Below are 6,743 nucleotides of genomic sequence, written 5' to 3' on the forward strand. Positions count from 1 at the left end.
ATAATGTTACTTACATGGACTTATTGGAAATGGCGATTCAGGAAAAAGTGAAGGTAGTTTCCATTACTGGTGGAAATCCTCAACCCATTATTGAACGTTTAAAGGATGAGAATATCCGTTCACTAGTTCTTGTATCAACTGTAAGACAGGCACAAAAAGCTGAAAAACTAGGTGCTTCTGCTGTTATTGCAGTTGGTCAGGAAGGAGGGGGGCATATCGGTAAAGATGATATCGGTACCATGGTTCTCGTTCCCCGCGTTGTTGAATCTGTGTCAATACCTGTTATTGCCAGTGGCGGTATTGGAGACGGTAGAGGACTACTTGCCGCATTAGCACTTGGTGCAGAAGGTATTGAAATGGGTACTCGTTTTATTGCAACCGATGAGTGTGTAGATGCCATACAATCTTATAAGAATGCATTAGTGGAAGGAACGGAAATGGACACTGTTGTGATAAAACGAACCTTTGGAACACCTGGTCGTGTGTTGAAATCAGACTATACAGTCAACATTATCGAAAATGAAAAGCAAGGTGCTACATTTGAAGATTTAAAAGAAATGATTAGTGGCAAATCTAATCTGAAGTACATCAGTGAAGGAGATCAAGTAAATGGGTTTGCTTGGGCAGGACAAGTAATGGGTTTAATTAACAATGTTTCAAGTGTGGAAGATTTAATCAATACGATTATGAAGGATGTATCACATGCAACGTCACGTTTAAAAAACATTCTAGAAAATTGATTTCCTTATTTGACTGAAGAGGTAAAGTAAGGTGATTTTTACCTCTTATCAGTCTCCGCAACCAAAAATTTTCTCAAAGTTATGGTGTTGTGAAAATAAGATTTCATCGTTCCAACCAAACCAATCCACTTCTTCATCCACTTGGTATACATCATCATGTTCTATTTTGGAAAACTTCCCGTCTTGAGAGAGAATTGCGTCGATGCTCCCTTTTTTAAAACTTTCCCTTTGTTATATTTTCTAAACCATAATAGTGATTTGTTATTAATTTCTATTTTCAAAGCATATGCCCATATATTACTGAAAGTTTCAGAATCTGAGGTAAAGTAGTTGGGATTGTTATTTTTAATTGTCTCAAGAATATTTGCAGCATTAGAAACATCGTTTACCTTTATAAATTGTACGTAATCATTTGATGAACCCTCTACATCAAGAAACTTTTTATTATTACTTTGAATTTTAGTAAGTTGATTAATAAATGAATCATTTAGTTGTTGAGCAACATCATTTTGTGTTTGGGCTGATACAAAGTTATAGATAAATTGCTCATTAACCTTTTTTCTCGTAATCATATAAAGAATCGTTGTTTTTTCAATAAAAATGTCACTTATAAAATGTACGAGGTTATTTATATCAACTATTTCTACCATCCTCATCACCTGCAAATATATTATCATGAATTTTGTTCAATAGATGTTAATAATGTTTATGATAATAAGCTATGATAAAATCCTTAAAATCTTTTGCATAAGAGGAAAGATATTTGTCTTTTAACCATGATAAGCCCACAACAAATCTTGAGTTTGGGTCTGAAATTTTCACATAATTTAGATGATGTTTTTCACATAATGTAATTGGGATTAACCCTACACATTTATGGAGATGAAACATTTCAATTAATAGATCATAGTCTACTTCAAAAATTACCCTCGGCTCGAAACCCCGAAGGACCAGTTCATGTCGTTACATCCATGGGGATGACAGGACTTGATGCCGTATTTAATATGATGGATGAACTCATTAATGCAGGGCTTAAAACAAAAGAGCCGTTTACCGTTGACCCTAGACCCTTTGATTTTGAGGGTACAGAAACAACCGATGAAGAATTACAAAAACAGTACCTCGGATTTATATGCTCACCAAGAACGATATGAGGAACAGCTTAAAAAATTGGGACTAAAAAGTGAAAATGCTTTTTCTTGTACAAGCTATATGCCTGAAGTTGGAAATATTCCTTCAAAAGGGCAAATCCCTTCATGGGCTGAGTCTTCAGCAGTTGTATTTGCCAATGCCGTTTTGGGTGCAAGATCAAATCGAAATTCAGGACTGATCGAGCTTCTTTGTGGGATTGTTGGAAAAACACCTGAATTTGGTTTGCTAACAGACGAAGGAAGACGTGCCGGGTGGCTCATTGAAGTAAAAACAACAAAAGTTCCAACTGCTACTGTTTTAGGAAGTGCGATCGGAATGAAAGTAGTGGGAGATGTTCCATACATCGTCGGGCTTGATCAATTTATTGGAACAGAACTAGATAGTAATACAAAGGATTATCTCATAGATATGGGTGCTGCCACTGCTTCAAATGGTGCGGTTGGTCTTTACCATGTTGAAAATGTAACACCTGAAGCAATTGAGCATGGCAGAGAGCTTTTAGAATAAGGTTATCAAACTTATGTGATTGATGATAATGAAATTCAAAGGGTCATTAATTCCTACCCTGTCTTATGGGAAGACAAGGATGCGGAACCTGCATTTTGTTTCATTGGTTGTCCACATCTATCCCTAAATCAAATATATACTTGGAACAATGATATTTCTAAGGCTTTAAAGAAAGCAGGGAAAAATAGAATTTCCATTAAAACGATTTTGAGTGCTGCCCCTCCAGTTATCGAAAAATTTAAAGAGGATAAAGAGGCATATGCGGCATTAAAAGCCCATGGAGTAAATCTTTCGTTTACATGTCCAGTTATGTATATGAATAATCCTGAGTCCTCAAAGAAGCCAATTATCACCAATTCAAACAAAATGAGAACCTATTCTACAGCAAGATTCTTTGAAAATAATGACATTCTTAACATGATTGTGAACGGTAAAAACTAAAAGGGGGAAAATGTAATGAAGACTTTTAAAGGAAGAGTAGTGCTTGGTGGAAATTTAATAGGTGAAAGTGTTGTGTCCCGTCAAGGTTTTAATACATTAGCCACTTATTTTCGATGTTTAACAACTGGAAGTTCAATCTGTAATGACCAGAATAATAAAGATTTATATCAAAAAGATATCGGCGGCAAAATCATCTGTCTTCCTCGGACAATCGGATCAAAAACAGGAGGCATGATTCTCCAATGTGCGGCAGATGTGGGAATTGGTCCTGCGGCTATGCTTTATGCAGATCATATTGACTCCATTTCATCAGCAGGAATCATTCTGGCTGAGGTGTGGAATAATAAAAAAATTGTAGCAATCGACCAGCTAGGCGACGAATTCCTGGAAGCAGTACAAGATGGAACAAATTGAGATTAAAGAGGACGGTACAGTAATCGTTTGTTGAAAAAATTACTGGAAAACAGGGACTAAAAAGTATCGTGCTTTTTAGTCCCTGTTTGTATTAATTTCTTAAATCATGAAATGTTAGAAAGTCTGATTTTTTGCACAAATACTAGAATAGATAAAAGGAAATTACAAAAAAGATAAACAAATTATCAGGTGCGTTTCAATAATAAGCGGAATACTTAATCACTAACGTTTTTTTTGAAATAACTAAAGTTGTTTAAAAAAGCTAGTCATACTGATTTAAAGACTGAAAAGGGGACACAAATTGAACACCTTAACTATTAATAACCAACTTCGACCGATGCGACAACGATGTACATCATGTCATTTTTATCTCCCTTTTCCTCTAGAACGATCCCACTTGTTGTCATCATTCCTCCATCCATAATTTCCACTGTTACTATTCCAAATGGAAAAGCTTCTTTAACAGCATCAATATCGAGTTTCTCTTTATCACAAGGAACCGCCAGTTTAACATTTACTCTCATATTGTCTCTATCGTTTCCAGGAAGTACAGACCGAATACCAGGCATAGAATTATAGTGAATAGCATTTTTTACGGCGCGAATGGCAGCTTTCGTAATATTTTGGCCGTGAACATCGATCCCCATTCCCGTTTCAATAAACATAATCTTTTCCATGATTTGATTCACTTTCCTTTCATTATTTATCCCCATTTATTGTACACTTTTGGTTGTTCCTAGGCATTAGAAATGTACTAACTAAAAATAGTAGATAGGTTCATCTAAAAGTTGTTCTCCAGTTTGTCTTGTCTAAAAAAAACCTGCATTCGGACTAAAAGTGAAAAAATAGCAGCTTGTCTTATCTGAATAAGCCGTGCAAAAAAATGCCCCCGGTGCTCAATTGCTCAGGCGTCCCGGGGGCTGTCATTCTGTTTGGCATATTTCGGAAGCCACCGACAGGTTCTAACCTCTTAATCTTTTTTTAATCCACTATTGCAAAAGTTTATTAAAAATCCACTAAATAGAAGTAAGTATCCAAAAAAAAGAGTAACCCACTCTTTTTTTAGGAATAGTCACTTTAAAAGGTACTATCTAAAAACTTGGTTCAATACCACCACTATTTTCGTGTATTAAATGCTTTGCAATGGTATACCCAATTAGGTAAGCAGGTGCGGATGTGTTACCGTCTACAGTAAAGGGGATAATCTGTGCATCAGCAATTAGTAAAAGGTGCCATCCGCAGTGAGCTTTGTTGGTGGTGGTTATGACCGAAGTTTTCTTTAATGAAGTCTACAAGCTGCTCATCGTCCTCAATCATTTCCAGTGTTGGGGAGACTAGCTGATAAGCTGAATCAATTTCTGAAAGTTTCATAGCAATACTTTTTATATAAGTTTTATAAATCTCTTTAACTACTTCAAGGTCATAAGGGTTATCTAGAAATCCTTCGTCAGCAAGTACGATTTTTAAAGGATCAGCGTTTTGAATTTTAATTGATCCCCGGCTTTTAGGCTGTAAAAATAGAATGGTGATAATTAATTTTCCTTCAGCTACAGACCCAATCAGCTGAACACCACGTCGTTTATTTCTTAATAGTGGATCAGGTAAAAATGTACCGCCGGTATAAAGACCATTCGGATCTTTCAGTGCCTCTTGAAGATCGTTTGAGTTGGCGGTAAATACAGCAGTGTTTAGTGTATGATTTGTTAAGTTTTTCCCTACATTTGGATTATCAAAAACAACTGGAATACCGGCTTCTCGAAGATCCGCTGAAGGACCGATTCCCGATAGCATCAAAAGCTGGGCGCTGTTTATACCTGCAGAGATGATTACCTTTTTACGGGCTAATGCGCGTATCTTTTTCCCTTCTTTAAGAATATCAACACCAACTGCCTTCTTTTGTTTAAACAAAATTTTAAGGGCTGTTGATTTATAAAGGACTGTTAATTTCCGTCCATTCACCCCAATTCCATCAGGAGTGATAATATCTGAGGATAAAAAGGCAGTTGAAGCACTTTCACGTTGTCCATCAGGTTTTTGAAATAGCTGCCATCTTTTAAAAGGACCGATGGGAGTTCCTGGGTCATTATAATCAAGTATTTTTTTAAAACCAGTTGCTTTTTCAATGGCTGAAACCAATTTTCTGGTAATGTTAGGCGGGTTAACAGGTGCCTGTCTAATATCAATACGCCCGTTGTAGCCATGAATGTTAGGAGTACGCGTTTTCCCATTATAATTTTCCAGTTGTTTAAAGTTTTGAATCGCCTGTTTTGGCGACCACAAGGATCCTAAGAGTTTTTCCCACTCTTTTAAAATGTCCGGTGTAGGTCTTACATACTGTTCTCCATTGATAGAAGAGCCGCCACCCGAAAGGCGGCCTGTTGTCCACTCAAAAGTTCTTTCATCCACCCCTGGTTGAGGTACTCCTTCCCCTTGCCAAAAGTATTCCGGAAAAAATTTTTCTTCAAGTTCAGGTGCAAATCTGGAATCTCTTATTGGCTGATCCTGATCATTATTTTCGCCCGCTTCTAAAACTAGGACGGAAGTTTTTTTATCATCTGTAAGCGTCTTGGAAATAACTGCACCAGCAGGTCCTGTACCAACAACAATATAGTCAAAGACCATTTTTGACTTGTTTTCATCCATCTAACATTTCTCCTTTTTCATTTTATTTATCTCATGAAAAAACATGAAGGAAGAAGTGGGTGAGGATAATAGTTTTCATTAAGGATTTAGTTGATGTTATAATGATTATTTCTAGAGAGTGTGAAAGGTTGTTCTTAAAAAGAAGGTTATTTTTTATAAGATTTGATTTAGTTATAATTTATTCTATAGATTAGGAAGGGGTTTGTATTATTTTTGCAATTGGTTTATTTATACTTGCTGGGTTATTTGAAATAGGTGGAGGGTACCTGATTTGGTTATGGCTAAGAGAAGGTATGCCGTATTACTGGGGAATAGGTGGAGGGGTAGCATTAGCACTATACGGTGTAATTGCTACATTTCAGACCTTTCCATCCTTCGGAAGAGTTTATGCGGCCTACGGTGGAGTATTTATTGTTTTGTCTGTCTTATGGGGATGGGGAATTGATAAAAAAACACCTGATTTATATGATTGGGTTGGTGCAACAATATGCATTATTGGGGCTTCAGTAATGTTATTTGCGCCACGTCAATAATTTTTTTCAAAAACGGACGCTTTCCCAAAAAAATTAGCTGAAAAAATATCGGTCTTTTTCTTGCATGATAAACTCACAAAAAAGTACAAAAAGTATGGTGAGCCGTTTTCTCAAACAAGTTATCACCTTTTTTACTAATTGAAATAATGACCAGTTCTTGCTATATGTGAGCGTGTCTCGTAACTCATATTAAAGAAAGGCAACTAACCCATTGGGCGTTGCCTTTTTAAGTGTCCTTGTAATGAATTTACCAAAATCCCCGTTTAAGTTGCAAGACGCAATGTACGATTCTTTTCGAAAAATACTAATTAGA

General features: G+C 36.3%; 5 protein-coding genes and 2 pseudogenes. 4 read left to right on the forward strand and 3 right to left on the reverse strand.

What is annotated here, in order from left to right; genetic code table 11:
• The coding region (locus tag JN080_RS27950; protein ID WP_256239218.1) for an NAD(P)H-dependent flavin oxidoreductase at positions 1–740 on the forward strand (740 nt) is incomplete at its 5' end.
• Positions 741–901: 161 nt separating this feature from the next.
• Here the strand turns inward: JN080_RS27950 and JN080_RS27955 are convergent.
• Positions 902–1,390, reverse strand: a complete 489-nt coding sequence (locus tag JN080_RS27955; RefSeq protein ID WP_256239219.1) for a hypothetical protein — start codon at positions 1,388–1,390, stop codon at positions 902–904.
• Positions 1,391–1,763: 373 nt separating this feature from the next.
• Between JN080_RS27955 and JN080_RS27960 the strand changes: the two are divergent.
• Positions 1,764–2,840 (forward strand): annotated as a pseudogene (locus JN080_RS27960) (aconitase X).
• Positions 2,841–2,855: 15 nt separating this feature from the next.
• A complete protein-coding gene (locus JN080_RS27965) occupies positions 2,856–3,254 on the forward strand; it encodes an aconitase X swivel domain-containing protein (RefSeq protein ID WP_256239220.1) in 399 nt (132 codons plus the stop codon).
• A gap of 317 nt (positions 3,255–3,571) precedes the next feature.
• On the opposite strand, the gene JN080_RS27970 is transcribed toward JN080_RS27965, so the two are convergent.
• Both JN080_RS27970 and JN080_RS27975 read right to left on the reverse strand, forming a co-directional pair.
• Positions 3,572–3,931: a Lin0512 family protein gene (locus JN080_RS27970; protein ID WP_256239221.1), complete on the reverse strand. Its 360-nt coding sequence runs from the start codon at positions 3,929–3,931 to the stop codon at positions 3,572–3,574.
• Between the two features lie 414 nt (positions 3,932–4,345).
• Positions 4,346–5,897: pseudogene (locus tag JN080_RS27975) on the reverse strand (GMC family oxidoreductase).
• Between the two features lie 206 nt (positions 5,898–6,103).
• Here JN080_RS27975 and JN080_RS27980 point away from each other — a divergent pair.
• Positions 6,104–6,430, forward strand: a complete 327-nt coding sequence (locus JN080_RS27980) for a YnfA family protein (RefSeq protein ID WP_256239222.1) — start codon at positions 6,104–6,106, stop codon at positions 6,428–6,430.
• The last annotated feature ends 313 nt before the right edge of the window (positions 6,431–6,743 follow it).

Source organism: Bacillus sp. EB600 (genome assembly GCF_024494385.1).
Taxonomy (GTDB): Bacteria; Bacillota; Bacilli; order Bacillales; family Cytobacillaceae; genus JAEVLT01.

Coding starts and splice junctions, on each gene's coding strand:
- JN080_RS27955 (WP_256239219.1), bottom strand. CDS start 1,390: ATGGTAGAAATAGTTGATATAAATAACCTCGTACATTTTATAAGTGAC.
- JN080_RS27965 (WP_256239220.1), top strand. CDS start 2,856: ATGAAGACTTTTAAAGGAAGAGTAGTGCTTGGTGGAAATTTAATAGGT.
- JN080_RS27970 (WP_256239221.1), bottom strand. CDS start 3,931: ATGGAAAAGATTATGTTTATTGAAACGGGAATGGGGATCGATGTTCAC.